Origin of the sequence: Saccharothrix espanaensis DSM 44229 (genome assembly GCF_000328705.1) — a bacterium.
In the GTDB taxonomy this organism is placed as follows: Bacteria; Actinomycetota; Actinomycetes; order Mycobacteriales; family Pseudonocardiaceae; genus Actinosynnema; species Actinosynnema espanaense.
In genome coordinates this window covers 549,081-573,347 of the sequence record NC_019673.1, presented here as the reverse complement: position 1 = coordinate 573,347, position 24,267 = coordinate 549,081, and the positions used below count along the sequence as shown (strand labels likewise).

Annotated in this window: 25 protein-coding genes; 15 read left to right on the top strand and 10 right to left on the bottom strand. The window is 70.6% G+C overall.

Going from position 1 to position 24,267, the window contains the following annotated elements; all coding sequences use genetic code 11:
• Positions 1–64: 64 nt before the first annotated feature.
• Both BN6_RS02775 and BN6_RS02770 read left to right on the top strand, forming a co-directional pair.
• On the top strand, positions 65–628 hold the full coding sequence (locus BN6_RS02775; RefSeq protein WP_015098007.1) for a TetR/AcrR family transcriptional regulator: 564 nt from the start codon (positions 65–67) through the stop codon (positions 626–628).
• Positions 625–1,455 carry an MBL fold metallo-hydrolase gene (locus tag BN6_RS02770; protein ID WP_015098006.1) on the top strand — a complete coding sequence of 277 codons (831 nt, stop codon included), beginning with the start codon at positions 625–627 and terminating at the stop codon, positions 1,453–1,455. The genes BN6_RS02775 and BN6_RS02770 overlap by 4 nt, the downstream gene beginning before the upstream one ends.
• Before the next feature lie 18 nt (positions 1,456–1,473).
• Here BN6_RS02770 and BN6_RS02765 read toward each other — a convergent pair whose 3' ends face one another.
• Entirely contained in the window at positions 1,474–2,856 is a 1,383-nt protein-coding gene (locus BN6_RS02765; protein ID WP_015098005.1) for an APC family permease, read from the bottom strand.
• A gap of 71 nt (positions 2,857–2,927) precedes the next feature.
• Positions 2,928–3,212 (bottom strand): hypothetical protein, encoded by a 285-nt coding sequence (locus BN6_RS02760; RefSeq protein WP_015098004.1) that lies wholly within the window; start codon positions 3,210–3,212, stop codon positions 2,928–2,930.
• A 94-nt stretch (positions 3,213–3,306) separates the two neighbouring features.
• On the opposite strand from BN6_RS02760, the gene BN6_RS02755 reads away from it, so the two are divergent.
• Positions 3,307–4,149, top strand: a complete 843-nt coding sequence (locus BN6_RS02755; protein ID WP_015098003.1) for a helix-turn-helix domain-containing protein — start codon at positions 3,307–3,309, stop codon at positions 4,147–4,149.
• Between the two features lie 12 nt (positions 4,150–4,161).
• Entirely contained in the window at positions 4,162–4,326 is a 165-nt protein-coding gene (locus BN6_RS43190) for a DUF397 domain-containing protein (protein ID WP_015098002.1), read from the top strand.
• Here the strand turns inward: BN6_RS43190 and BN6_RS02750 are convergent.
• Both BN6_RS02750 and pdxH read right to left on the bottom strand, forming a co-directional pair.
• Positions 4,286–5,566 carry an MFS transporter gene (locus tag BN6_RS02750; protein WP_041311745.1) on the bottom strand — a complete coding sequence of 427 codons (1,281 nt, stop codon included), beginning with the start codon at positions 5,564–5,566 and terminating at the stop codon, positions 4,286–4,288. The genes BN6_RS43190 and BN6_RS02750 overlap by 41 nt on opposite strands.
• Positions 5,567–5,700: 134 nt before the next feature.
• Positions 5,701–6,357: a pyridoxamine 5'-phosphate oxidase gene (pdxH, locus tag BN6_RS02745; protein ID WP_015098000.1), complete on the bottom strand. Its 657-nt coding sequence runs from the start codon at positions 6,355–6,357 to the stop codon at positions 5,701–5,703.
• A 685-nt stretch (positions 6,358–7,042) separates the two neighbouring features.
• On the opposite strand from pdxH, the gene BN6_RS02740 reads away from it, so the two are divergent.
• Positions 7,043–7,570, top strand: coding sequence for a DUF4232 domain-containing protein (locus BN6_RS02740; protein ID WP_015097999.1), 528 nt, complete (start codon positions 7,043–7,045; stop codon positions 7,568–7,570).
• On the opposite strand, the gene BN6_RS43185 is transcribed toward BN6_RS02740, so the two are convergent.
• Complete coding sequence (locus tag BN6_RS43185; protein ID WP_041311743.1) at positions 7,543–7,740, bottom strand: hypothetical protein; 198 nt, start codon at positions 7,738–7,740, stop codon at positions 7,543–7,545. The genes BN6_RS02740 and BN6_RS43185 overlap by 28 nt on opposite strands.
• 200 nt (positions 7,741–7,940) lie before the next feature.
• Between BN6_RS43185 and BN6_RS02730 the strand changes: the two genes are divergently transcribed.
• The 7 genes from BN6_RS02730 to BN6_RS02700 all read left to right on the top strand — a co-directional run bounded on the left by BN6_RS02730 (position 7,941) and on the right by BN6_RS02700 (position 14,564).
• Positions 7,941–9,056, top strand: coding sequence for a citrate synthase 2 (locus tag BN6_RS02730; RefSeq protein WP_015097997.1), 1,116 nt, complete (start codon positions 7,941–7,943; stop codon positions 9,054–9,056).
• 171 nt (positions 9,057–9,227) lie between these two features.
• Positions 9,228–10,046 (top strand): ABC transporter ATP-binding protein, encoded by an 819-nt coding sequence (locus tag BN6_RS02725; protein WP_015097996.1) that lies wholly within the window; start codon positions 9,228–9,230, stop codon positions 10,044–10,046.
• Entirely contained in the window at positions 10,043–10,840 is a 798-nt protein-coding gene (locus BN6_RS02720; RefSeq protein ID WP_015097995.1) for an ABC transporter permease, read from the top strand. The genes BN6_RS02725 and BN6_RS02720 overlap by 4 nt, the downstream gene beginning before the upstream one ends.
• A gap of 379 nt (positions 10,841–11,219) precedes the next feature.
• Positions 11,220–12,353, top strand: a complete 1,134-nt coding sequence (gene serC / locus BN6_RS02715) for a phosphoserine transaminase (protein ID WP_015097994.1) — start codon at positions 11,220–11,222, stop codon at positions 12,351–12,353.
• A gap of 256 nt (positions 12,354–12,609) precedes the next feature.
• Positions 12,610–13,527 carry a septation protein SepH gene (gene sepH, locus BN6_RS02710; RefSeq protein WP_015097993.1) on the top strand — a complete coding sequence of 306 codons (918 nt, stop codon included), beginning with the start codon at positions 12,610–12,612 and terminating at the stop codon, positions 13,525–13,527.
• Between the two features lie 241 nt (positions 13,528–13,768).
• Positions 13,769–14,143 (top strand): hypothetical protein, encoded by a 375-nt coding sequence (locus BN6_RS02705; RefSeq protein ID WP_015097992.1) that lies wholly within the window; start codon positions 13,769–13,771, stop codon positions 14,141–14,143.
• Positions 14,136–14,564, top strand: coding sequence for a hypothetical protein (locus BN6_RS02700; protein WP_148302717.1), 429 nt, complete (start codon positions 14,136–14,138; stop codon positions 14,562–14,564). Before BN6_RS02705 ends, BN6_RS02700 begins: the two co-directional genes overlap by 8 nt.
• Before the next feature lie 7 nt (positions 14,565–14,571).
• On the opposite strand, the gene BN6_RS02695 is transcribed toward BN6_RS02700, so the two are convergent.
• On the bottom strand, positions 14,572–14,793 hold the full coding sequence (locus BN6_RS02695) for a hypothetical protein (protein ID WP_015097990.1): 222 nt from the start codon (positions 14,791–14,793) through the stop codon (positions 14,572–14,574).
• Positions 14,794–14,963: 170 nt separating this feature from the next.
• On the opposite strand from BN6_RS02695, the gene BN6_RS02690 reads away from it, so the two are divergent.
• The gene (locus BN6_RS02690) at positions 14,964–16,694 is read left to right on the top strand and encodes an ABC transporter ATP-binding protein (protein WP_041311740.1); all 1,731 of its coding nucleotides are present in this window, start codon (positions 14,964–14,966) and stop codon (positions 16,692–16,694) included.
• Positions 16,695–16,843: 149 nt separating this feature from the next.
• Positions 16,844–18,667 carry an ABC transporter ATP-binding protein gene (locus BN6_RS02685; RefSeq protein WP_041311738.1) on the top strand — a complete coding sequence of 608 codons (1,824 nt, stop codon included), beginning with the start codon at positions 16,844–16,846 and terminating at the stop codon, positions 18,665–18,667.
• Positions 18,668–18,703: 36 nt separating this feature from the next.
• Here the strand turns inward: BN6_RS02685 and BN6_RS02680 are convergent, their stop codons facing one another.
• Both BN6_RS02680 and BN6_RS02675 read right to left on the bottom strand, forming a co-directional pair.
• The gene (locus BN6_RS02680) at positions 18,704–19,330 is read right to left on the bottom strand and encodes a DUF2537 domain-containing protein (protein WP_015097987.1); all 627 of its coding nucleotides are present in this window, start codon (positions 19,328–19,330) and stop codon (positions 18,704–18,706) included.
• A 69-nt stretch (positions 19,331–19,399) separates the two neighbouring features.
• Positions 19,400–20,176, bottom strand: a complete 777-nt coding sequence (locus BN6_RS02675) for a TrmH family RNA methyltransferase (RefSeq protein WP_173430480.1) — start codon at positions 20,174–20,176, stop codon at positions 19,400–19,402.
• Positions 20,177–20,380: 204 nt separating this feature from the next.
• Between BN6_RS02675 and BN6_RS02670 the strand changes: the two genes are divergently transcribed.
• The gene (locus tag BN6_RS02670) at positions 20,381–21,880 is read left to right on the top strand and encodes a glutamate-cysteine ligase family protein (protein ID WP_015097985.1); all 1,500 of its coding nucleotides are present in this window, start codon (positions 20,381–20,383) and stop codon (positions 21,878–21,880) included.
• 292 nt (positions 21,881–22,172) lie between these two features.
• Here BN6_RS02670 and BN6_RS02665 read toward each other — a convergent pair whose 3' ends face one another.
• Together BN6_RS02665 and BN6_RS02660 are read right to left on the bottom strand one after the other, a co-directional pair.
• Positions 22,173–22,583, bottom strand: a complete 411-nt coding sequence (locus BN6_RS02665) for a hypothetical protein (RefSeq protein ID WP_015097984.1) — start codon at positions 22,581–22,583, stop codon at positions 22,173–22,175.
• A 4-nt stretch (positions 22,584–22,587) separates the two neighbouring features.
• Positions 22,588–24,198: an ABC-F family ATP-binding cassette domain-containing protein gene (locus BN6_RS02660; protein ID WP_041311733.1), complete on the bottom strand. Its 1,611-nt coding sequence runs from the start codon at positions 24,196–24,198 to the stop codon at positions 22,588–22,590.
• Between the last annotated feature and the right edge of the window lie 69 nt (positions 24,199–24,267).

The window sequence follows — 24,267 nt, the reverse complement described above, 5'->3', positions numbered from 1 at the left end:
GCCCACCGGCCTTCCGCCGATCGCAGCGCTTGTTCTTACTAGACCAGTCTGTATAGTCCACGTCATGCCACGTCGCACCGACACCCGTGAGCGCATGGTCCGCACCGCGGCCCAGCTGTTCCACGCGCAGGGCTACCACGCCACCGGCCTGAACCAGGTGCTCGCCGAGGGCGGCGCGCCCAAGGGCTCGCTGTACTTCCACTTCCCCGGCGGCAAGGAACAGCTCGCCGCCGAAGCCGTGACCCTGGCCGGCGGCGAGCTGTGCCACGCGCTGCGGGCCGTGCTGGAGGCGACACCGGACCCGGTCGAGGCGCTCGACCAGGCGTTGCGGCTGCTCGGCGACCAGCTCGCGGCGTCGGACTTCACCCACGGCTGCCCGATCGCCACCGTCGCGCTGGACGCGAGCGCGGAGAGCGAACCGATCCGCGGTGCGTGCGTCGACGTGTACGACTCGTGGCAGCAGGTCATCGCCGAGCACCTCGACCGCGCCGACGCGGACGAGCTGGCCGTGGTCGTCCTGGCCGCCATCGAAGGCGCGGTGCTGCTCGCCCGCACCCGCCGCGACCTGTCCCCTCTCCACGCCGTCGGCGCGCGCCTCGGCGTCCTCCTGGGAAGGCACCCCGGATGAAGGTCCACCACCTGAACTGCGGCACCATGCGGCCGTTCGGCGGAAAACTGGTCGACGGCAAGGGATCGGTCTTCCAGACCGCCACCCTGGTCTGCCACGTCCTGCTGCTGGAGACCGACGACGGGCTGGTCCTGGTCGACAGCGGGATGGGCGTGGACGACGTCCGGAACCCGGGCCCGACCCTGGCCCGGCACTGGCGGTGGACCTCCCGCCCGGTCCTCGACGAGCGGGAGACCGCGCTGCGCCAGGTCGAAGCCCTGGGGTACCGGGCGGCGGACGTCCGGCACGTCGTGCTCACCCACCTGGACCTGGACCACGGCGGGGGCCTGCGCGACTTCCCGCACGCCGAGGTGCACGTGCTGGAGGAGGAGCTGACGGCCGCCACCCGCGCGGGGAAGAAGGGCAACGACCGCACCCGCTACCCGGACCGCCAGTGGTCGCACGGCCCGAAGTGGGTCACCCACGAACCGCACGGCGAGACGTGGTTCGGCTTCGACGGCGTCCGCGAGTTCCGCCCGGACGTCCTGCTGGTGCCGCTGGTCGGGCACACCAAGGGGCACACGGGCGTCGCCGTGAACACCGGCGGGAAGTGGCTCCTGCACGCCGGCGATTCGTACTTCTACCACGGTGAGATGGCCGCGACCCCGCACTGCACGCCGGGCTTGACGTTCATGCAGCGGCGCGTGGAGACCGTGCCGGAACTACGACGGTCCAATCAGGACAGACTGCGCGAACTCGTTGGCACGCAAGCGGGGCTGGTCGACGTGTTCTGCGCGCACGACGCGGTGGAACTGGCCCGTCACCAGCTCCACCCCGCCGCGCGCTGAGGTGTTCTGCCGTTCCGGTTACTTCGACAGCTTCTCGGCGTCGAACTCGACCTTGCCGTGCACCAGCCGGTTGATCACCCACAGCACCAGGCCGGCGGCCAGCAGGTAGAGGGCGATCAGGTAGTCGTCGCCCGGCCGGCCGGACAGCGGGCTGGCCAGGTACGCGCAGGTGATCACGCCGAGCACCGGCACCCAGGTGGGCGCGCGGAAGTGCTTGTGCCCGACCTTCTCCTTGCGCAGCACCAGGACCGCGATGTTGACGATGGTGAACACCACGAGCAGCAGCAGCGCGGTGGTGCCGCCGAGCTTCGCGATGTCGGTGGTGGACACCAGGATGATCGCGACCCCGCTGGTGAAGATGATGGAGATCCACGGCGTGCGCCGGAACGGGTGCACCGTGCCGAACACCTTCGGGATGATCCGCTCCCGTGACATGCCGTAGATCAGCCGGCTGGCCATCAGCATGTTGATCAGCGCGGAGTTGATCACCGCGAACAGGCCGATCAGCGAGAACACCCACAGCGGGAACCCGGGCGCGCCCACCTGGACCACGCGGAGCAGGGCGGAGCTGCCGGACTTGGCCAGTTCGTCCGCCGGGATCAGCAACGACGACGTGATCGCGACCAGGACGTAGATCACGGCCGCGACGACCATCCCCCACAGCATGGCGCGCGGGAAGATGCGGACCGGGTCGCGGCACTCCTCGGCCATGTTCACCGAGTCCTCGAAGCCGACCATCGCGAAGAACGCGAGGGCGGTCGCGGAGGTGATGGCGACCAGCGCCGACTGGCCGGGCGCGGGATCGACCTGCGTCAGCCGGCTCGCGTCGCCGTCACCGGCCGCGATGGCGTAGATGCCGATCCCGATGATGATCACCAGGCCGGACAGCTCGATGCAGGTCAGCACGACGTTGGCCTTGACCGACTCCGAGACGCCCCGGAAGTTGATCACGGCCAGGCCGAGGATGAACAGGATCGCGACCAGGGTCGCCGAGACGGTGAACGTGTCGGAGAAGAACTCGTTGATGACCGACTGGAGGTAGGTCCGCCCGAACGCCAGCGCGGCGGAGGACGCCGAGGTGATGCCGGAGCTCATGACGGCGAAGGCCACCATGAAGGTCAGGAACTGGATCTTGAACGCGCGGTTGGTGTAGAGCGCCGCGCCGGCGGCACGGGGGTACTTGCCGACCAGTTCCAGGTAGCTGAACGCGGTCAGGAACGCCACCACGAACGCGATCAGGAACGGCAGCCAGAGCGCGCCGCCGATCTTGCCGGCGACGTTGCCGGTCAGTGCGTAGATGCCGGTGCCGAGGATGTCACCGATCACGAAGAACAGCAGCAACTTCGGGCCGATGGCCCGGTTGAGTTCCGGTTGCGCCGGTGCGCTCGTCGCTTCCGCCATGCCGGATGAGTGTGCCGGATCACACCGGGTCGGGGTAGTTGGTGGCTGCGGGTTTGGGCAAACCTTGATGTTCAGGCGGGGTGGGCGGCGGTGCGGCCGGTGACGCGTTCGGTGACATGGCCGGCGGCGCGCAGGTCGGCCTCGACGCACGTGATGGCTTCGTCCAAGGCGGACCGCAGGGCGCGGACCTGCTGGAGTTCGAGGCGGATGCAGTCGGTGTCGAGGGGCAGGTGGACCTCGGCCGTCCCGAGCGTCACCCCGACCTCGAACACCCGCCCGGACGAACCGTCACAACGCAGCACCCAGTCACGTCGGGGAGGGGCGGAGTCGGTGTCGGTGATCGGCTGCTGGCTCATGTCAATAGATTGCAGCGCCCCAAATAATTCGGCAATGACACCTTCGAGTGAAGGGCCTGGCACGTGGTGAAGCGGCGCACCTAGGTTTGCCGGCATGGCACGCCGCGCCGGACGCTCCGTCCGCTCCCGCCGACTCGCCCACATCCTCCGCAAGCTCCGCAACGCCACCGGGCTGTCGACGGACGCGACCGGCGAGGCGGTGGGGATGTCGGGCAGCAAGATCAGCCGCATCGAGACCTCGGAGATCGGGGTCTACATGGACGACCTGGAGAAGCTGCTCGACCTGTACGGCGTCACGAAGAAGGAGCGGGTCCACCTGCTCGACCTCGCCCGGCACGCCGACCAGCGCGGCCTCCTGCGGATCAACAACCCGAACCTGCCCGAGGACTGGCAGACGTGGGCGGACTTCGAGGACGAGGCCAGCGCCCTGCTCAACTACGAGCCCCTGGTCATCCCCGGCCTCCTGCAGACCGACGAGTACGCCCAAGCCCTCATCCGGGCGACCGGGTACGGCCTCACCGGCGAGCAGGTCGACCTGTTGGTGGCGAGCAGGCGGGTCCGCCAGGGTCTGCTCACCCGCAGCAGCGCTCCGGTCAAGTTGCACGCGATCATCGAGCAGGGGGTGCTGGAACGCCCGTTCGGCGATCGGGCCGCCCACTCCCGCCAACTCCGCCACCTCGCGGAGATCGCACAACGGCCCAACGTCACGCTCCGGGTCGTGCCGACGACGGCATCGCCGCACGCCGGCCTCGACGGCCCCTTCGTGATCCTGGAGTACGACGCCGATCCGAGCCTGGTCCTGCTGGAGAACAAGGTCTCCAGCCTCTTCCTGGACGAGCCGGAGCAGATCGAGATCTTCGAGGCGACCTGGCGCGCGCTCCGGTCGGCGGCGCTCAGCCCAGCCGGAACAGTGGAGTTCCTGCGCGGGCTGGCGTGAAAAAATGGAGCCATGATCACGTGGCGGAAGAGTTCCCGCAGCAACAGCACGGCCAACTGCGTCGAGGTCGCGTACGGCTCCGACCGCGTGTCGGCGCGCGACTCCAAGAACACCCCGCCCTCGATCTCCGTCCCGGTCAGGGCTTGGGCGAGGTTTCTCCGGCGGTCCCGAGGGTGACCCGGTAGCGCCACACCGCCGGGATCGCGATCGCGGCGACCACCGTTCCGATCACCACCGCGACGCCGCCCCACGCGGTCGCCGCGCCGGGGCCGATCAGCGCGCCCGTGGTGCCGTGCAACAGGTCCGCCACGCGCGGCCCGCCCGCCACCACCACGACGAACACGCCCTGCATCCGGCCGCGCATCTCGTCCGGCGCGGCGGTTTGCAGGATCGACGTCCGGAACACCATGCTGATCATGTCCGCCGCGCCGCCGACGGCCAGGAACACGACCGCCCACCACAGGGCGTTCGACAGCCCGAACCCGATCATCGCCACGCCCCACACGATGATCGACACGACGACGCCGACCCCGTGCCGCGACACCCGCGAGGTCCACCCGGACACCAGCCCGCACACCATCGCGCCCAGCGGGATCGCCGCGAACAGCCAGCCCAGCGCCAACCCACCTCCCGGCGGGTCGCCGAAGGTCACCTCGGCCATCTCCGGGAACAGCGCGCGCGGCATCCCGAACACCATGGCGATGATGTCCAGCAGGAACGACGCCATCACGATCTTCTGCACCGACAGGTACCGGAACCCGTCGATCACGTCGGCGAGCCCGGCCCGCCGCACCACCCCGTCCAGCGGCGGCATCGGCGGCAGCTTCCACACCGCCCAGATCGTCGCCGTCAACGCGATCGAGTCGACCAGGTACAACGTCGACAACCCGACCACGGGCATCAGCGCGCCCGCCAGCATCGGCCCGAACACGCCGCCGAACACCATCACCGTGGAGCCGAGCGCGACCGCGCCGGGCAGCTGGTCCTCCGGCACGAGCCGCGCGATCGACGCGGAGCGCGCCGGGGCGTTGGCCGCGAAGAACACCTGTTGCAGCCCGAGCAGCGCGATCACCAGCCACACGTTCTGCACGTCGAACGCGGCCTGCAACCACAGCAGCACGGACGTGATCGCGATCCCGATGTTCGTGACGACCATCAGCTTGCGCCGGTCCACGACGTCCGCGATGGCGCCGCCCCACAGCCCGAACACCAGCAGCGGCACCAGGGCCACGCCGGCGGCCACGCCGACCCACCCGGACGACCCGGTGATGTCGTAGACCTGCTTGGGCACCGCGACCGCGGTCAGCTGGCTGCCGATGGCCGTGACCAAGGTCGACAGCCAGAGCCGCCGGAACGCCGGGATGCGCAGAGGACGGGTGTCGATCGCGACCTTGCCGAGCAGACGCTTCACTCTCATTAGCGTACGACAACTAACAACTTCTTCACCGAGACGTGGACCACTGCCCACCCCTCGGAAGGGCCTGGACACGGTTCGACCCCGGTCGTCCGCCGGAGCGGTCGGGCCGGGGTCGGGGTGCTGGGCTGCGGGGGCTAGGGGGCGACGCGCTGGAGGTCCCAGCCGTCGCGGCCGAGGCGGAAGCGGAGTCGGTCGTGCATGCGGTCGCGGCGGCCCTGCCAGAACTCGACCTCTTCGGGCCGGATGCGCCAGCCACCCCAGTGCGGCGGGACCGGTACCCGGTCCGAGTCGGCGAACTGGCGCTCGATCTTGTTCAGCGCGCTCTCCAAAGTGGAGCGGCCGGTCACCACCCGGGACTGCGGGGACGCCCACGCGCCGATCTGCGAGCCGCGCGGGCGGCTCTCCCAGTAGCGGGCGGTCTCCTCCGCGCCGACCTTCTCCACCGTGCCGCGCACGTGCGCCTGGCGCTGCATCGCGAACCACGGGAAGGTCGCCGACGCGTAGCGGGTGGCCATCAGGTCGTGGCTCTTCGAGGACGTGTAGTTGGTGAAGAACACCAGTCCGCGCGCGTCCAGGCCCTTCGCCAGGACGGTCCGCGACGACGGCCGGCCCTCGGTGTCGGAGGTGGCCAGCACCATCGCGTTCGGCTCCGGCAGGCCCGCGCCGGCGGCCTGGTCCAGCCACAGCTGCAACTGCTCGTGCCAGGAGGCCGCCAGGTCGCCCTCAGTGAGCGAACCCTGTTCGTAAGACACGCGCATCGACGGCAAGGCGATGTTCGTCGTCTCCGACATCCTGACCTCCCGAGCAAGGTTTTACCTGGCAAGGCGCTTGTTGGCACCTGACGATCCAGCGACCGTACGGGTTTCCGGGCGTGCGCGAAACCGCCTGCGTGGTGATGAGGACCACCCGGCTCGTGACTGTCGGTGGAAAAGTCTTTTCGGAATCGAGCACGAGATCGAGTCAGAACGTCACTCGATCCGGGACCGTCGCGCCGCGCTTCGCCCGGAGCGCGCTCGACGGTCACCGCGTCGTCGCCGGAGCGGTGCCGAGGCTGCCCCCGGATGCCAGCGGAACGAGGGTCCACCAGTCGTGTGACACGGACTGGGGTGGGCCGGCTGCCACAGCACCGGACGCCGCGCCAGACCGGCGCGTGGACGTCGGCGAGTAATTCCGTGTTGTATTCCGACTCGTGGCACGCGCGCGCGGTCACCACGGTCGGTCCCGGCAGGTATTCCAGGTCGTCGGTAATCAACGGCCCGATGATCGCGCGGACCAAGCACGACAGGGCGTGTGACCTGCGCTGATGAGTCAGGTGGCAGACCGGGGCAATCGACCGCATCTCGCGCAATACACTGCGCCCGCCGGATTTCCCGATCACGAGGAGAGCTCGTGCCTTCACCGGAGCAACCCCCGTGGCGCGCGATACGTCCCAGGAGTGGACGGAATTCCCGTCCACGATTCTCGGGGGAGATCGTGATGAAGAGAATGGTTGTGATCGCCGCGATCGGCGCGGCATTGTTGTGCACCACCGGAACGGCCACCGCCCAGGGTGATGTTCGAACCCAGGGCGAATCCGTTCCGGTGGCGACCTGCACATCGGTGGACCTGGAGATCGCGGTCGTGCGGGAGGAGCCCGCGGCCGGGACCCTCTACCGGGAGGTGCGCTTCACCAACCGGGGCATCGCCACCTGCGTGCTGCAAGGGTTCCCCGGAGTGTCCTATGTGGACTCCTCGGGCAACCAGGTCGGCGCGGCCGCGACCCGGGACGGCGTCCGCGGGCCGTCGGTCACCCTGCCGCACGGGGCGGGTGCGGTCGCGGTGGTCGGGTCGGCGAACGCCGACAACTTCGACCCGGCGGTGTGCCGCAAGACCCTGGTGTGGGGCCTCAAGCTGTTCCCGCCGGACCAGACCGCGCCGCTGTACCTGCGGCTGGACGGCCAGTACGGCTGCGCCGGCGACGTGAGCCCGTGGGGCAGTCACCTGAAGGTCACCAGTGTGAGCTGAGCGCGCGCCCGGTGGGCGTCGGCCGTCATGACGACGAGGCCGGCGCCCACCGCCGGCGCGAGGTCCGTGATGAGCGCCACGGCCCAGGGGTGGGCCCAGCACGACGCCCAGCCGCACTCGGCGGCGGGCGCGGCCGGCAGCCACGTGGACCAGCGGTTTGTCCCGTTCATGGGCGTCGGGTGCACGATTCGCCGTCTGCGCACCGAAATGCTGCTACCGCAGAGTGGAAACACGCCGTTAACCGGGCCTCGGCTTTCTGAATCGGTTCCTGAATCGTGACCGACGCCACCGATTGCCGTCGTTGCCAGGGGGTCGGCGGGGGAGCAAGGTTTTCCCAACTCTTGAGCTTCGGGGACAAGGAGCGCACAGCGTGGTGCAGCAGACCGAACAGGACGGATTCCGGCCTGGACTGGAAGGCGTGGTCGCCTTCCGTACCGAGATCGCCGAGCCCGATCGCGATGGTGGGGCGCTGCGCTACCGCGGGGTCGACATCGAGGACCTGGCGGGCAAGGTCACCTTCGGCAACGTGTGGGCGCTGCTGGTGGACGGCCGGTTCGGGCCGGGCCTGCCGCCCGCCGAGCCGTTCCCGATCCCGGTGCACACCGGCGACGTCCGGGTGGACGTGCAGGCCGCGCTCGCCATGGTCGCGCCGATCTGGGGCTACCAGCCGCTGCTGGACATCAGCGACGAGGACGCCCGCGCGCAGCTCGCCCGCGCCTCGGTGATGGCGCTGTCCTACGCGGCGCAGTCCGCGCGCGGCATCGGCCGGGCCGCGGTGCCGCAGAAGCGCATCGACGAGTGCCGCACGATCACCGAGCGCTTCCTCACCCGGTGGCGCGGCGAGCCCGACCCGGCGCACGTCAAGGCGCTGGACGCCTACTGGGTGTCGGCCGCCGAGCACGGCCTCAACGCCTCCACGTTCACCGCGCGGGTGATCGCCTCGACCGGCGCGGACGTCGCGGCGTCGATGTCCGGCGCGATCGGCGCGATGTCCGGCCCGCTGCACGGCGGCGCGCCCGCCCGGGTGCTGCCGATGATCGAGGAGGTCGAGCGCACCGGCGACCCGCGCGCCGTGGTGGCCGGGATCCTCGACCGGGGCGACCGACTGATGGGCTTCGGGCACCGGGTGTACCGGGCCGAGGACCCGCGCGCCCGCGTCCTGCGGCGCACCTGCAAGGAGCTGGGCGCGGCCCGCTACGAGGTGGCGGCGGCGCTGGAGCAGGCGGCGCTGGCCGAGCTGCGGGAACGCCGGCCGGACCGCGCGATCGAGACCAACGTGGAGTTCTGGGCCGCGGTGATCCTCGACTTCGCCCAGGTGCCGCCGCACATGATGCCCGCGATGTTCACCTGCGCCCGCACCGCCGGGTGGTCGGCGCACATCCTGGAGCAGAAGCGCACCGGGCGGCTGGTCCGGCCGTCCGCGTCCTACATCGGTCCCGGGCCGCGCACGCCGTCCGAGGTCGAGGGCTGGGAAGAGATCGCCTGACCCTGCTTCTCAACTCGGCCCTGGCCCTGGACTCGGCCCCGGCCCGTCCGGGTCGGTTGTGGTCCGGGGCTGGTTGGTCAGGTGGTTGATGGCGTCCACCGGTCGGTGGACCGCCGGTGTCCGTCGACGGGTTGTCCCGCGCGGGCACCCTGCCGTTGAACGATCTGCGGCATGAACGCGATACGAGTCAGGGACTTGCGCAAGTCCTACGGCGGACGGCCCGCCGTCGCCGGTGTCGACCTGGACGTCGACACCGGCCAGGTGTTCGCGCTGCTCGGCCCGAACGGGGCGGGCAAGAGCACCACCGTGGAGATCCTCGAAGGACTGCGCCGGCGCGACGCGGGCGAGGTGTCCGTGCTGGGCGTCGACCCGGCCACCGCGCCCCGGTCCTGGCGGTCCGCCATCGGGATCGTGCAGCAGTCGGCGACCGACCTGGCCGAGGCCACCGTGATCGAGGCCGTCCGGCACTTCACCGGCTACTACCCCGACCCGCGCGACCCGGACGAGGTGGTCGAGCTCGTCGGCCTCACCTCTCAGCGCGCGGTGATGGCAGGCCGGCTGTCCGGCGGGCAGCGGCGCCGGCTGGACGTGGCGCTCGGCATCGTCGGGCGGCCTCGGCTGCTGTTCCTGGACGAACCCACCACCGGTTTCGACCCGGAGGCCCGCCGGCGGTTCTGGGAGCTGGTCCGGCTGCTCGCGGGCGAGGGCTGCACGATCCTGCTCACCACCCACTACCTCGACGAGGTCGAGGCGCTGGCCGACCGCCTGGTGGTGATCGACGCCGGCCGGGTCGTCGCCGAGGGCACCCCCGCCACGCTCGGCGGACGTCACCAGGCCGAGGCCGTCGTGCGGTGGCTGGCCCCCAACGGCCCGCAGGCACATCGCACCGCCCGCCCCGCCGCGCTGATCCGCGAACTCGGCGAAGCGCCCGAGCTGACCGTCACCCGTCCCTCGCTGGAGGACGTCTACCTGGAGCTGATCGGACGATGAGCACCCTCGACACCGGTCTCTCGCGCGGGCGCTTCGAGCTGCGCCAGTTCTTCCGCGACCGGGGCGGCGTGGTGTTCACCTTCGCGCTGCCGGCGTTCATCCTGCTGCTGCTCGGCAACATCTTCGACGGCGAGGTCCCCGGCGGCGAAGCCACGATGGGCCAAGTCTACGCGGCCGGGCTGATCGGCGCGGGCATCATCTCCACGTCGTTCATCACGCTCGGCGTCGGCGTGGCGCAGGACCGCGAGAACGGCACGCTCAAACGCCTCCAGGGCACGCCGATGGCCCCGTTCTCGTACTTCGTCGGCAAGATCGCGCTGGTGCTCGTGCTGAGCCTGGCCGAGGTGGTGCTGATGCTCGCGGTGGGCATCTGGGTGTTCGACGTGGAGCTGCCGACCGAGCCTGGGCGCTGGCTGACGTTCGCCTGGGTGTTCCTGCTGGGCGTGGTGTCGTGCTCGCTGCTCGGGATCGCGGCCAGCGCACTGGCCCGCACGGCCGCGAGCGCGCCCGCCGTGATGAACCTCCCCTACATCGGGCTGCAGTTCATCTCGGGGGTGTTCATCCAGCTGTCCCTGCTGCCCAAGGCGATGGTCGTGGTCAGCTCGTTCTTCCCGCTCAAGTGGGTGGCACAGGGGTTCCGCTCGGTGCTGCTGCCGGACAGCATGGCGATCCAGGAGGCGGCCGGGACGTGGGAGCACGGGAAGATCGCGCTGGTGCTGGGCGCGTGGTGCGTGATCGGCTTCGTCCTGTGCCTGGTCGGGTTCCGGTGGACGAGCGAACGCAGCGGCAGCTGATCGCACTCCCGGCCGGTCGCACGAGGACTGTCCACTGTGGAAAGCGGCCGCGAGCTGTTCGGCGAAGACCTACCTGCTGCGGGTGCTCACCACGCTCGGCAGGCCGGACTGGGCGGCGGCACCACGGCAGCACCGCGGCGGCGGCAGCACGGCGTTGAGGTTCGGGCGCGGAACGTCGGGTGCGGGCACTGACCGGTGTCAGCGCGCGAGGGCGCGGGCTCGAAGTACGTCCTGGTCAGGGACGGTATAGCCGGGAGTGATGGGTGGAGGAACGTGAGCAGCGACACCCGGCCGTCACTCTTAGGCCACGCGGCTGCAACACTGTTGACCCCCGGCAACGGCGCCGGTCACCCCTCCCCCGGTACCCGGAGGCTCCGCGATGACCCAGACCGCCGACCCGACCAGCCTGGTCCTGCCCACCGAGCTCCAGCCGTCCGACGGCCGGTTCGGCTGCGGCCCGTCCAAGGTCCGCCCGGAGTCCCTCGCGGCCCTGGCGTCCGAGGGCGCGAAGCTGATGGGCACCTCCCACCGCCAGAAGCCGGTCAAGTCCCTGGTCGGCTCGGTCCGCTCGGGTCTGCGCGAGCTGTTCTCGCTGCCCGAGGGCTACGAGGTCGTGCTCGGCAACGGCGGCACCACCGCCTTCTGGGACGCCGCCGCGTTCGGCCTGGTCCGGGAGCGCGCGCAGCACTTCACCTACGGCGAGTTCTCCTCGAAGTTCGCCAAGGTCACCTCCGACGCCCCCTTCCTGGGTGACTCGATCGTGGTCAAGGCCGACCCGGGCTCGGCCCCGGAGATCGCCTACGCCGAGGGCGCCGACCTGGTCGGCTGGGCGCACAACGAGACGTCCACCGGGGTGGCCGTGCCGGTGTCGCGCCCCGCCGGGTCCGAGGGTGCCCTGGTCGCGATCGACGCCACGTCCGGCGCGGGCGGCCTGCCGGTGGACGCCGATGACTTCGACGTCTACTACTTCGCGCCGCAGAAGTCGTTCGCCTCCGACGGCGGCCTGTGGATCGCCCTGATGTCGCCCGCCGCGCTGGAGCGGGTCGCCGAGATCGGCGCGTCGGGCCGCTGGGTGCCGGAGTTCCTGTCGCTGACCACCGCGCTGGACAACTCCACCAAGGACCAGACGTACAACACGCCGTCGCTGGCCACGCTGTTCCTGCTGGACGACCAGATCAAGTGGATCCTGGGCAACGGCGGCCTGCCGTGGGCCGTGCGACGCACCGCGGACTCGTCGTCGCGGCTGTACTCGTGGGCCGAGTCGACCTCGTACACCTCGCCCTACGTGGCGGACCCGGCGTACCGGTCGCAGGTCGTGGGCACGATCGACTTCGACGACTCGGTGGACGCGGCGGTCGTGGCCAAGGTGCTCCGGGCCAACGGCGTCGTGGACGTCGAGCCCTACCGCAAGCTCGGCCGCAACCAGCTGCGGGTGGCGATGTTCCCGGCGATCGAGCCGGCCGACGTGACCACGCTGACCAAGGCCGTCGACTGGGTGGTCTCCCAGCTCTGACGCGCGCTGTCGACGTCACGGGGGCTTCCCGCCGTCCGGCTCCGGCCGGGGTGGGAGGCCCCTTTCGCGTTGCCGAAGTGGTAGACGTGGAGGGGTGGCCGACGAGGTGAACCTTGCGGTAACAGAAGTGCGAACACGAGCAACATACGGCAAGATCACATGAAGATATCGATAGACGCGGCGAGCCTCCCCCGTCAAGGCGGCACGCCGGATTAACGTCGGCACCTGGCGAGGTGAAGTCATACGGGAGGCCATGATGCGAGCGCTGCGGGTCATCGGGCTCGAAGACGACGGCAAGTCCGTCATCCTCGAGGACCCGGATCGTGGCGAGCGCTTCGTGCTCCCCGCCGACGAACGGCTGCGCGCCGCGGCGCGTGGCGACCTCACCCGACTCGGCCAGATCGAGATCGAGGTGGAGAGCCAGATGCGCCCCAAGGAGATCCAGGCGCGCATCCGCGCCGGCGAGTCCGTCGACCAGGTCGCCACGGCGGCCGGCATCCCGGCCCACCGGGTCGAGCGGTACGCCTACCCGGTGCTGCTGGAGCGGTCCCGCACGGCTGAGCTGGCCCAACGCGCCCACCCGGTGCGCGAGGACGGCCCGGACGTGCAGACGCTCGGCGAGGTCGTGGCGCACTCGTTCGGGCTGCGCGGCCAGGAGTACGCGGACGTGAGCTGGGACGCGTGGCGCGGTGAGGACGGCCGCTGGGTGGTGCAGCTGCACTGGACGGCGGGCCGCTCGGACAACCGGGCGCACTGGGCGTTCCACCGGGGCGCGCAGGGCGGCACGGTGACCGCGCTGGACGACGGGGCCGTCGAGCTGATGGACCCGAACCCCAACCGCACGCTGCGCACCGTCCGGCCGGTCACCCAACTGGCCCGGCAGGCCCTGAACCTGGAGAAGGAGGCGGAGCCGGAGATCCTCGCCCGCGAGGAGCCGACCCCGCCGCCGCCCCCGGTGCAGGTCCCGGCCGACCGGGCACCGGCCGTGGAGGCCGAGCCGAAGCCGGAACCCGAACCCGCGCCGGTCGCCGAGGAGCCCCCGGCACCGCCGGCCCCGCAGCCGAACCCGGCCGCGGCGGCGAAGAAGGAGCCGCCGAAGCGCGGCAAGAAGAACCACCCGATCGTCCCGTCGTGGGAGGACGTCCTGCTGGGCGTCCGCTCGAACCGCGGCTGATCGTTCGTTCTCGCGAGGCCCCCGCCGGGTTGGCGGGGGCCTTTCGCGTTGTGCGGGGTCCGCCGCGTTGAGGCTGCCTGCGTTGAGGGTGCCTGCGTTGGGGTGAGAGCGGGACGCAAGGCGTGCGAGCAGTGCGAGACGGCCGGGCGGGTGGTGCGGGCTGTGCGGGGCGAGGCAGGCGGGTGAGGCGGGCGGGTGAGGGCGGCGTTTGTGCGGGGTGGGGTGGGGGTATCAGGAGGGAATGCTGGGGCGAGTGGTGGCGGGCGCGGTGGTCGGGGCTGCGTTAGGCGCTGCCTGGTGGGGTGTGCGCGAGTTCATCGCGGCGGGCGCGGTGTGTTCCAAGGACGAGTGGAACTGCCTGGCCATGGGGCTGTTCGCGATCCCGGTCAGCCTGGTCGTCGGCGTGCTGCTCGGGTGGTTCGTGCTCGCCCTGTTGCGGGTGCAGAGGCCGTTGGGGATGGCCGCCGTGGGAATGACGTTCGCCGCGGTGCTGACGTTGACGACGGTGTGGATCTCGATCCCGGCGAGCGGTGTCCTGGCCGGTGCACTGGGGTTCGTGCTCGCCGCACCGGTGACAGCGCGGCACCCGGTCGGCGACAATGCCGGCCGTGACTGACATCCCGCGCCCCACGGCGGGCGGCTTCGCGTTCCGGGTGCTGTTGCGCGTCGTCGTGTCCGCCGCGGTCGGCGCGGTGTTGCTGATCGCCTGGATCTGGGCGTACCAGAGCGGCGTGCTCGACCGGGTGGTCAACGAGACGTCGCTGGGCGGGTTCCTGCTGCTGGTCGTGGTCGGGCTGCCGGTCGCGCTGCTGTTCAGCGCGCTGCTCGCCGGCCCGGTGCTGTGGGTGTTGAAGGTCCGCCCGGTGTGGCCGATCGTGCTGATCGGGCCGGTGCTGCTGGGCCTGGCCCACTACTTCAAGCTGCCGGACCAGTTCGCCGGGGTCGGCGACAAGTGGACCGTGCTCACCCTGCTGGCCGGTGCCAGCTACGGTCTCGCGGGGTTGCTGACCGCGCCCGCCATGCTGAAGAAGCGGTAGGGCCGGGTCAAGGAACGGGGACCTCGTCCAGCAGGGTGAGAGGCCGGCCCTCGCGTTCGCACCAGTCCTCGGCTTCCTTCCGGGTGAGCGGCAGGGCGTGCTCGACCCGGCCGTCGACGGCGTCCCACCCGTCGGGCGCCAGCACGTTCAGTCGACCGCCGCGCACAGCGAGCAGCCGGCCGTGCGGAAAAGCCATGGTCGGCGCGGTGCGCAGGTAGCTCACGTCCATCTTGACCTCCACCTAGGTCGAGCCTGCATGGTCGGTGACGGGAAAACCGGATGCTTGTGGGGGGTGGGGTTCGTACGGTGGAAGCGGACCTGAGGGGGACGACAGAAGTGACTGAGCACGCGGAGTCACCATCCAACACCGATGCTCGCCGCGTATCCACCGCCGCCACCGTGCGCAGGCTGTGGCCGTACTTCCGGCCGGTGCGCTTCCAGATGATCGCCAGCATGACCGCGGCGCTGCTGGCCATGCTGTGCGGTCTCGGCATACCGCTCATCACCCAACGCATCGTGGACGGCCCGATCGCCGCCCGCGACCTGGACGCGCTGCCGCCCATGGTGGCGCTGGTGCTGGTCCTGGGGCTCGCCGAGGCGGGTTTCTTCTTCGCGCGCCGGCGGTTCATCGCGCGCCCGGCGTCCGACGTCGAGGCGCGGATGCGCGCGGACATGTACCGCCACCTGCAAGGACTGCCGGTGTCGTTCCACGACCGGTGGCAGTCGGGGCAGCTGCTCTCGCGCGCCACGACCGACCTGAACACGGTTCGCCGGTTCGTGGCGTTCGTGATCACGTTCCTGGTGGTGAACACGCTCGTCGTGCTCATCGGGCTGGGCGTGCTGTTCTGGCTCTCGCCGGTGCTGGGCACGATCGTGCTGGCCTGCACGCTGCCGCTGGTGGCGCTGTCCTACCTGTTCGAGTCGAAGTTCAAGGTGGTGGCACGGCGGGCGCAGGACCAGTCCGGCGACCTGACCACGGTGGTCGAGGAGTCGGTGCTGGGCATCCGGGTGCTCAAGGCGTTCGGTCGCGGCCCGCACCTGACCCGGCGGTTCCTGCGGCAGGCCCGTGACCTGCGGGAGACCGAGCTGGCCAAGGTGCGGATCTTCGCCCTGCTGTGGGCGGTGCTGATCGTGCTGCCCGAGCTCGCCATCGCGGGCCAGCTCGCGTTCGGCGCGGTGGGCATCGCGGACGGCACGGTCACCGCGGGCACGCTGGTCGCGGCGGTCGCGGTCAGCGCCTACCTGCGCTGGCCGATCGACTCGATCGGGTGGCTGCTGGCGGAGACGAACCAGACCGCGTCGGCGTCCGAGCGCTACTTCGAGGTGATGGACGCGGAGGTGACCATCACCTCGCCGCAGGCCCCGGCGAGCCTGCCCGAGCAGGTCCGCGGGCACGTGCGGTTCGAGGACGTGCACTTCGCGCACGCGGAGGGCAGCCGGGAGGTGCTGCGCGGCATCGACCTGGACATCCGGCCGGGCGAGACCGTGGCCCTGGTCGGCGCGACCGGGTCCGGCAAGACGACGGTGACGGCGCTGGTCCCCCGGCTGACGGACGTGACGTCCGGACGGGTGACCGTCGACGGGGTGGACGTGCGGGACCTCGACCTGGCGGAGCTGCGCCGGGTCGTCGGCATGGCGTTCGAGGAGCCGATCCTGTTCTCCGCGAGCGTGACCGAGAACATCGCCCTGGGCAGCGCGGACGTCGGCGAGGAGCGGGTCCGCGAAGCGCTGCGGGTGGCGCGGGCCGAGGAGTTCGTGGACGCGCTGCCGTGGGGGTTGGACACCCGGATCGGCGAGCAGGGCCTGTCGCTGTCCGGCGGTCAGCGGCAGCGGTTGGCGCTGGCGCGGGCGGTCGTGGGACACCCGGCGGTGCTGGTGCTCGACGACCCGCTGTCCGCGTTGGACGTGCACACCGAAGCCGAGGTGGAGGCCGCGCTGCGCCGGGTCCTGCACGGGGTGACGGCGCTGGTCGTCGCACACCGGCCCAGCACGGTGCAGTTGGCCGACCGGGTCGCGATGCTCGTGGACGGTCGGATCGCGGCTGTCGGAACACATCGGGAGCTGTTGGCGGACAACGAGGAGTACCGACACCTTCTGTCCACTATGGAGGATGAGGAGGTGGCGGCGTGAGCGCCGGGACGGTGGGTTCGGAGTCGGGTTCGGAGTCGGAGTCGCCGGCGGGAGCGGGGTCGGCGGCGGGGTCAGCGGGAGCGGGCTCTGCGGGAGCGGGGTCGGCGGCGGTGAGGTCGGCGGGAGCGGGGTCGGCGGGAGCGGCGGCGGTGGCGACGGTTGAGGAAGAGTGGCGTGGAGTCGCTGCGGAGGACGTCGAAGAGCTGGACCACACGACCGGCGTGAAGCTCAAGGCCCGGTCGCGCAAGCTCCTCGGGTCGCTGCTGCGGCCCCACTCGCGCGCGGCGGTCCTGGCGCTGGTCATCGTGATCGCGGAGAACCTGGTCAACCTGGCCGGGCCGCTGCTGATCGCGGTGGCGATCGACCGGGGGGTGCCGGCGGCGCTGGCCGGGCAGCCCGGCGTGCTCACGTGGTGCGTCGGCGGGTACGTCGGCTGCGCGTTGGCCGCGACGGTCCTGCGGTGGGCGTTTGTGCGGCTGTCCGGGCGGATCGGCCAGGACCTGCTGCTCGACCTGCGGGAGCGGATCTTCCGGCACGCCCAGCGGTTGTCGGTGTCCTTCCACGAGAAGTACACGTCCGGCAAGGTCATCTCGCGGCTGACCAGCGACGTGGACTCGTTGCAGGACCTGCTGGAGCAGGGGCTGGACGGGTTCTTCACCTCGATGCTGTCGGTCATCGGCATCTCGATCGTGATGCTCACCCTCGACCCGCCGCTGGCGATGGCGGTGCTGTTCGGGTTCGTGCCGCTGCTGATGCTGATCCGCTGGTTCCAGCGCCGCTCGACGCGGGCGTACCGGGGCACCCGGGGCGCTATCGCGAAGATCATCGTGCAGTTCGTGGAGACCATGAACGGCATCCGCGCGGTGCAGGCGTTCCGCCGGGAGAGCCGCAACAAGAACATCATGGGCGAGCTGAACGACAAGTTCCGCGACGCGAACACCGACGCGTTCAAGGTGGTCGCGACGTTCACCTCCCTGGTGCGGGTGATCGGCAACGTCTCCCTCGCGGTGATCGTGGCGTGGGGTGCGTACCGGGTGGCGGACGGGCAGCTGGAACTGGGCGTGCTGGCGGCGTTCACGCTGTACGTGCGGCGGTTCTACGACCCGTTCGACGAGATCGCGATGTTCGCGAACTCGTACGCGTCGGCCACGGCGGCGCTGGAGAAGATCTCCGGGCTGCTGGAGGAGGAGCCGGCCGTGCCGGAGCCCGACGACCCGGTGCCGCTGGGCGACGTGCGCGGGCACGTGACGTTCGACGGGGTGGAGTTCCGGTACTCGGCGACCACGCCGGTGGTGCTGCCGCCGTTCGACCTGGCCGTGCCGGCCGGGCAGACGGTGGCCCTGGTCGGCGCGACGGGCGCGGGCAAGTCGACGCTGGCGAAGCTGGTCGGGCGGTTCTACGACCCGTCCCACGGGGCGGTGCTGCTCGACGGGGTGGACCTGCGTTCGGTGACCGACGCCGACCTGCGGCGCGCCGTGGTGATGGTGACCCAGGAGAACTTCCTGTTCGACGGGTCGGTGGCGGACAACATCGCGCTGGGCCGGCCGACGGCCACCCGGGCGGAGATCGAGGAGGCGGCGCGGGCGGTCGGCGCGCACGAGTTCATCGCGGCGTTGCCGGACGGGTACGACACGGACGTGCGCAAGCGCGGCGGGCGGCTGTCCGCGGGGCAACGGCAGATGGTGGCGTTCGCGCGGGCGTTCCTGGCGGACCCGGCGGTGCTGGTGCTGGACGAGGCGACGTCGAGCTTGGACGTGCCGTCGGAGCGGCTGGTGCAGGGCGCGCTGGAGACGGTGCTGGCCTCGCGCACGGCGTTCATCATCGCGCACCGGCTGTCGACCGTGATGATCGCGGATCGGGTGCTGGTGCTCGACGGTGGCCGGGTGGTGGAGGACGGGACGCCGGAAGAGTTGATCGACGGGCGTGGGCAGTTTGCCGCGTTGCACACGGCTTGGCGGGATTCGTTGGCGTGAGGTGACGCGGAGGCGTGGTGGTGGGGTGGGGTTCTTCTATTCGAGGAGGGTCAGGATGAGCGCGAACCACGCGATCAGGACGCCGGCGACCACGCCGTAGGCCACCCAGCGCCAGACCATCACCTTGCGCGCGAGCCACACGGAAGGCGCGATACCGCCGACCACGAGGACGTTGGCCACCAGCGCGAGCCACTGGCTGGTCTCACCGAGACCCAGTGACAGCGTGACGACCATGAAGGTCACGACGGCGGCGGTGAAGAGGCTGACGGTGAGACCGGTGCCCCAGGGGGTCTGCTCCTGGGGCACTTCGGTCTCCGGTGCCTCTTCGGGTTCGGGTTCGGGGTCGGGGGGCAGAGCGGGAGCTTCGATGATGTGCTTCTCGCCGGTCACGGGGTCGGTGTACGCGACGGGCGCGCCCATGTCGGCGGCGACCCGGCTCGCCAGTTGTCGACCGCGCAGCGCCACGAGCTCGCCCGCGGTGTCGTCCGGCGAGGCGTCCGGCGAGGCGTCCGAGCGGACCACGGCCGCGGCGACCTTCGCCCACTCGTGCAGCGCCTCGGCCAGACCGGCACCCAGCGGCAGCGTGTGGGGGTCGACCTCGCGCTCGCCCGCGTCGTCGCGGCCCGCCAGCACGGCGCGGCCGTCCTGGACCCGCAGTTCCACGAATTCCTCCTCAAGGATGCTGTGTCGACCGTAGTCGGTCGGGCGATCAGGCAGAAGCTTTCGGAAAGTTCAGGAGATCGCGTAGAAGGCGATGGCGCCGGCGGTGGCGACGTTGAGGGAGTCGACGCCGGAGGCCATCGGGATGCGCACGGCGACGTCCGCGGCCGCGATGGCCTCCTCGGTCAGGCCGGGCCCCTCCGAGCCGAGCAGCACCGCGGTCCTCGACGATCTCAGGTCGAGGTCGGCGAGGTTCTCGGCCGACGCCCTGGGTGTCAGAGCGGCAACGGTGAAACCGTTGTGGCGCAACATGTCCAAGCCTGAGGAGAGATCGGGCAGCTGGGCGAACGGGACGCGGAGCACGTGGCCCATCGAAACTCGGACGCTTCGGCGGTACAGGGGGTCGCTGCACCCCGGCCCCAGCAGGATGCCGCCGATGCCCAGCGCGGCGGCGTTGCGGAACAGCGAACCGAGGTTCTCGTGGTCACCCACGCCCTCCAGGACGGCGAGCGTGGTCGCGTCCCGGGCGAGGTCATCGGGGCTCGGCTGGGGCGCGCGGTCCGCGACGGCCAGCACGCCCCGGTTGAGGTGGAAACCGACCACCTCCGCCATGACCTCGGCCGACGTGACGTACGCGGGGGCGGGGAGGTCGCCGAGGGCTTCGACGCGGCGGCGCACGCCGAGCAGCGAGCGGACCGGGTAAGGCGACGCCAGGAGCCGTTCGACCACGACGACGCCCTCGGCGATCACCAGGCCCCGGCCACCGGGGCGGTCGGGGCGGCGGTCGGCGGTCGACAAGTCCCGGAAGTCGTCCAGTCGCGGGTCCGCCGGGTCGTCGATCTCGATCACCCGGGCAGTGTCCCATTCCCGACAGGTGAACACCCCTCGTAGTCCAGAGGGCCGAACGACGAGGCTTCCACCTGCACGTTCTCGCTGATTGTTACCGGAAGGTGACAGAGAGCACCGATTTGGGCGCTGGCGGGCAGGTGCCCGCTGTGTCACGGTTGGCCTCCGCTGAGCCCGCCGGAGCAGCCCGACCGATTGGGAGGCGGCATGGGTAGCTATGTGTCCAGTCGGACGTTCACCAGGGAGGACCGCCAGCGCTACCGCGAGCGGGTCCAGCGTTGCCTGGACGCCCTGGGGACGATGCTGGCCGAGGACAGCTTCTCCTTCCCCCGTCAGCAGATGGGGCTGGAGATCGAGCTGAACCTGGTCGACGACGACTGCCGTCCCGCGATGGCCAACGCCGAGGTGCTGGAGAAGATCGGCGACCCGTCGTTCACGCTGGAACTGGGACAGCACAACCTGGAGGTCAACGTCCCGCCCCGGGAACTGGCCGGGGACGAGACGCTGGACCTGGAGAAAGAGCTGTGCGAGACCCTGTCGTCGGCGGACGACAAGGCGCACGACGCCGGCGCGTCGATCGTGATGATCGGGGTGCTGCCGACGTTGCGGCACGAGCACTTCGACCGGCGGTGGTTGTCCAACTCCCCCCGCTACGGCCTGCTCAACGACCAGATCTTCGCCGAGCGCGGCGAGGAGACGGTGCTGTCGATGGAGGGCTCGCCGATGGCGGGGTCGTCCACCGAGAAGTTGTTGAGCTACGCGGAGTCCATCGTGCCGGAGGCGGCCTGCACGTCGGTGCAGCTCCACCTCCAGGTGGCACCGGACGATTTCGCGGCGCACTGGAACGCGGCGCAGGCGCTGGCCGGGGTGCAGGTGGCGATCGCGGCCAACTCGCCGTTCCTGCTGGGGCGCGCGTTGTGGCACGAGACGCGGATCCCGCTGTTCCTCCAGGCGACCGACACCCGGACGGTCGAGCTGAAGAACCAGGGTGTGCGGCCACGGGTCTGGTTCGGGGAACGCTGGATCACCTCGATCTTCGACCTGTTCGAGGAGAACGTGCGGTACTTCCCCGCGTTGTTGCCGGAGACCGGCGACGAAGATCCACTGGACGTGCTGGGCGCGGGCGGCACGCCGTCGTTGAACGAGCTGCGCCTGCACAACGGGACCGTGTGGCGGTGGAACCGGCCGGTCTACGACGTGGTGGACGGGGTTCCGCACCTGCGGGTGGAGAACCGGGTGCTGCCCGCCGGCCCCACGGTGCTGGACACGATGGCGAACGCGGCGTTCTTCTACGGGGCACAGCGGGCGCTGACCACGCTTGAACGTCCACTGTGGACTCAGATGTCGTTCCACGCGGCGGAGGAGAACCTCTACGCGGGGTCGCGGCACGGGATGGGTGCGCAGCTGTACTGGCCCGGGATCGGGTGGGTACCGCCGGACGAGTTGGTGCTGCGACGGCTGTTGCCGCTGGCCCACGAGGGGTTGCGGGCGTGCGGCGTCTCGGATTCCGCCCGGGAGAGGTACCTCGGGGTGATCGAGGCCCGGTGCCTGTCCCGGCGCACCGGATCGCAGTGGCAGCGGGACACGGTGTCGTCGCTGGAGGCTCGCGGGGCTTCTCGGGAGGTCGCGTTGGGCGTGATGCTGGCGCGGTACGTGGAGTTGATGCACGGTGGCGAGCCGGTGCACACGTGGCCGGTCGGGGTGTGACGTCGGGTTGGGAGAATCAGAGCTGGTTTGCAGCGTGGAGAATTACGCAAAAACGTAAAAGAGTCCTCGCCGGACGGGCGAGCCGCCAAGGATGACTGAAAGAAAGAGCGGGCGTCGTGTCATCCCCGTGTGGCCCGGTCTGAAGACAACCACCCTTGAGCAGGTAGTGCAAGCGAAGGGCGTGCTTGCACTACCTGCTCAAGCGCGGTTCGCTGCGCGCGGGCCACACGGGGATGACACGACGCGGCAGGAGGAGTGAGGTGGTGCGGGTTTGGGCTGTTCGTGGCGGTTGCTAGCGCCTGCGGCCCGATTTCAACGGGGCTACGTCTGCTCCGTCGTGGGAGCTTCGGCACTCCTCCGGGGTTACCGCTTCCACGGCCAGGGTGAGCATTCCCTTGACGCCGGTGTAGATGGATTCGCCGGCGGAGGCCAGGGAGGTGTGGACCCGGTTCGAGTCGGAGAAGTCGCGTTCGTCCTTGGTGCGCTTCTTGCCGGCTTCTTCCGGCTTCGTGGCGCTGCGGAGGTTGACCTCCAGCCAGGCCGCCACCTCCGCCGGGGTGGTCAGAACCTCTTCCGGGGTGCGTTCGAGGCGTTCCTGCCTTGGCGAGGCGTGGTCCAGGGACGTGTGCTCGACATAGGCGTGCCAATGCGTGTTGCGCAGTGACCACGTCTGCTCGACCGGCCAGTCCTCCTCGGTGCCCATGGGCTCATCTTGCCAGGGTCCGCACGTCCAGCGTGTGGTCTACCCCCACCGCGTCGGCCATCCGCCGATCGTGGGTCACCAGCAGGAGGGTTCCCTCGTAGGTTTCCAGGGCTTGTTCGAGCTGTTCGATGGCCGCCAGGTCCAGGTGGTTGGTGGGCTCGTCGAGGACCAGGCAGGTGGTGCCGGTGGCTTGGAGGATGGCCAGGCCCGCCCTGGTGCGCTCGCCCGGGGACAGGGAGTCCGCCGGGCGCAGGACGGTGTCGGCACCGACCCGGAACTTGGCCAGGAGGGTTCTGACCTCTACTTCTTCCAGGCCGGTGGCGTTCTTGACGATGGTGAGCACCGGGCTGGTCGTGGCGAAGGCGGCTCGGACCTGGTCTATCTCGCCGACCACCACCGACGTGCCCTGGCTGCGGTGTCCGCTGGTGAGGGGCAGTCGGCCGAGGATGGCGGCCAGCAGGGTGGACTTGCCGGAGCCGTTCGGGCCGGTGATGCGCCAGCGCTCGCCCGCGCCGATGGTCAGGTCGACCGGGCCCAGGGTCACCTCTCCCCGGCTGATCTCGGCGTCGCGGAGGGTGAAGGCGATGGTGCTGCCCCGGCCCGCCGTGGGCAGGGTCAGGCGCAGTTCCCACGGGTCGCGGGGTTCCTCGACCTCGTCCAGGCGGGCCAGCGCTCTGTCCACTGTGGACGCTTTGGCGGTGAGGTTCTCCGCCCCCTCCTTGCGGGCCGCCCTGATGTTGCGGTCGTTCTCCTTCGACTTCGCGTTGCGGCGGACGCCCGCCTTCGACCACTCGCGGGTCTGCCGGGAGCGTTGGACCAGGGAGTCCCGCTTGGCGGCGTACTGCTCGTAGTCCTCCTGGGCCCTGGCCCTGGCTGATGCCTGTTCTGCCCGGTAGGCCTCCCAGCCGCCGCCGTAGACCGTGACGGTGTGGGTGAACTCGTCCAGTTCGGCGATGCGGGTTGCCGTCCTGGCCAGGAACTCGCGGTCGTGGCTGACCAGGACCATGGCCGCTCTGGAGGTGAGGACGTGCTCCTCCAACTGGGCCAGGCCGGCGTCGTCCAGGTCGTTGGTGGGCTCGTCCAGCAGGACCACGTCGGCCCGGGTGAGCAGGATGCCGGCCAGTCTGAGCCGGGCCGACTGGCCACCGGAGAGCGGGCGTTGCTCGTCCAGGAGGGTGGCGGGCAGGCCCAGCCTGTCGCAGGTCTCGGCGGCGCGTTCGGCGAAGTCGGCGGCGCCGGTCGCGGTCCAGTGGTCGAAGGCGGTCGCGTAGGCGTCGTCGGCGCCCGGTTCGCCCGCGGCCAGGGCTTCGGTCGCCGCTTCGAAGCGGCGGACGGCCTCGGCCACCCCGGTTCGTCTCGCCAGGTGGTCGCGCAGCGACTCTCCCGGGTGGACGGTCGCCTCCTGGGTGAGGCGGGCGACGGTGCCGGTGGCGGTGACGGTGCCCTCGTCGGGCTGGATCTCGCCTGCCAGGACCTTGAGCAAGGTCGACTTCCCCACGCCGTTGGGCGCTACCAGACCTACGCGTTGACCAGCGGGAACATCGAGATCTACCTCCTGGAGAACGGTCCTCGGACCGAACGACAGCGACACGGCGCGAGCTGTCAGGGCGGACACATTCCCGATCGTCGCAAAAACCCCTGTGATCAGCACCCCGGTTTCGGGCAGGGGCTGTTGCAAGTAGAT

What these genes read in the sequence shown, in the direction of transcription:
- BN6_RS02775 (WP_015098007.1), top strand. Translation starts at nt 65, where the DNA reads ATGCCACGTCGCACCGACACCCGTGAGCGCATGGTCCGCACCGCGGCC.
- BN6_RS02770 (WP_015098006.1), top strand. Translation starts at nt 625, where the DNA reads ATGAAGGTCCACCACCTGAACTGCGGCACCATGCGGCCGTTCGGCGGA.
- BN6_RS02765 (WP_015098005.1), bottom strand. Translation starts at nt 2,856, where the DNA reads ATGGCGGAAGCGACGAGCGCACCGGCGCAACCGGAACTCAACCGGGCC.
- BN6_RS02760 (WP_015098004.1), bottom strand. Translation starts at nt 3,212, where the DNA reads ATGAGCCAGCAGCCGATCACCGACACCGACTCCGCCCCTCCCCGACGT.
- BN6_RS02755 (WP_015098003.1), top strand. Translation starts at nt 3,307, where the DNA reads ATGGCACGCCGCGCCGGACGCTCCGTCCGCTCCCGCCGACTCGCCCAC.
- BN6_RS43190 (WP_015098002.1), top strand. Translation starts at nt 4,162, where the DNA reads ATGATCACGTGGCGGAAGAGTTCCCGCAGCAACAGCACGGCCAACTGC.
- BN6_RS02750 (WP_041311745.1), bottom strand. Translation starts at nt 5,566, where the DNA reads ATGAGAGTGAAGCGTCTGCTCGGCAAGGTCGCGATCGACACCCGTCCT.
- pdxH (WP_015098000.1), bottom strand. Translation starts at nt 6,357, where the DNA reads ATGTCGGAGACGACGAACATCGCCTTGCCGTCGATGCGCGTGTCTTAC.
- BN6_RS02740 (WP_015097999.1), top strand. Translation starts at nt 7,043, where the DNA reads ATGAAGAGAATGGTTGTGATCGCCGCGATCGGCGCGGCATTGTTGTGC.
- BN6_RS43185 (WP_041311743.1), bottom strand. Translation starts at nt 7,740, where the DNA reads ATGAACGGGACAAACCGCTGGTCCACGTGGCTGCCGGCCGCGCCCGCC.
- BN6_RS02725 (WP_015097996.1), top strand. Translation starts at nt 9,228, where the DNA reads ATGAACGCGATACGAGTCAGGGACTTGCGCAAGTCCTACGGCGGACGG.
- BN6_RS02720 (WP_015097995.1), top strand. Translation starts at nt 10,043, where the DNA reads ATGAGCACCCTCGACACCGGTCTCTCGCGCGGGCGCTTCGAGCTGCGC.
- serC (WP_015097994.1), top strand. Translation starts at nt 11,220, where the DNA reads ATGACCCAGACCGCCGACCCGACCAGCCTGGTCCTGCCCACCGAGCTC.
- sepH (WP_015097993.1), top strand. Translation starts at nt 12,610, where the DNA reads ATGCGAGCGCTGCGGGTCATCGGGCTCGAAGACGACGGCAAGTCCGTC.
- BN6_RS02705 (WP_015097992.1), top strand. Translation starts at nt 13,769, where the DNA reads ATGCTGGGGCGAGTGGTGGCGGGCGCGGTGGTCGGGGCTGCGTTAGGC.
- BN6_RS02695 (WP_015097990.1), bottom strand. Translation starts at nt 14,793, where the DNA reads ATGGACGTGAGCTACCTGCGCACCGCGCCGACCATGGCTTTTCCGCAC.
- BN6_RS02670 (WP_015097985.1), top strand. Translation starts at nt 20,381, where the DNA reads ATGGGTAGCTATGTGTCCAGTCGGACGTTCACCAGGGAGGACCGCCAG.
- BN6_RS02665 (WP_015097984.1), bottom strand. Translation starts at nt 22,583, where the DNA reads ATGGGCACCGAGGAGGACTGGCCGGTCGAGCAGACGTGGTCACTGCGC.